The organism is Mesorhizobium sp. M7A.F.Ca.US.006.04.2.1 (assembly GCF_004022915.1).
Classification (GTDB): domain Bacteria; phylum Pseudomonadota; class Alphaproteobacteria; order Rhizobiales; family Rhizobiaceae; genus Mesorhizobium; species Mesorhizobium ciceri.
On the sequence record NZ_RZQA01001586.1, the window covers coordinates 1 to 552 of the forward strand.

Annotated in this window: 1 protein-coding gene; it reads right to left on the reverse strand. The window is 63.0% G+C overall.

Going from position 1 to position 552, the window contains the following annotated elements; all coding sequences use genetic code 11:
* Window positions 1–23: 23 nt before the first annotated feature.
* Window positions 24–552 (reverse strand): ABC transporter permease subunit (locus EN925_RS38880; protein WP_128337507.1); only part of this gene is annotated, 529 nt, incomplete at its 5' end.

Below are 552 nucleotides of genomic sequence, written 5' to 3' on the forward strand. Positions count from 1 at the left end.
CTCCCCTACTCCCCTACTCCCCTCTAACCAATCTTGTTCGGGATCCTGGCCTCTATCCTGCTGAAGGCGAAGACCAGAATGCCGGTTATCGTCATGTAGATCAGCGCCAGCAGCAGCAAGGGCTCGTAGGTGAGGTAGGTGTCCTGCCGTACTTTGGACGAAACGGCGAAGATGTCGATGACGCTGATCGTTGCCACCAGCGGCGTCGACTTCAATTGCAGCACGGTCTCGCCGGTCAGCGTCGGCAGCGCCCGGTAGATGGCTTGCGGCAGCCAGATCCGCCGGAACGCCTTCCAGCGGCTCATGCCGAAGGCGCGGGCGGCTTCGAGTTGCCCCTTGGGCACGCCGGCGAAGGCGCCGCGCATCACCTCGCCCTCATAACCGGCGAACGACAGGGTCAGCGCCAGCACGCCATAGGGCCAGGCTTGCCGCAGATATGGCCACATCCAGGATTCGCGGATCCACGGATATTGCGGGAACAGCGAACCCAGGCCGTAATAGAGCAGCCAGAGCTGGATCAGCAGCGGCGTGCCCCGGATCACCGTGCAGAAC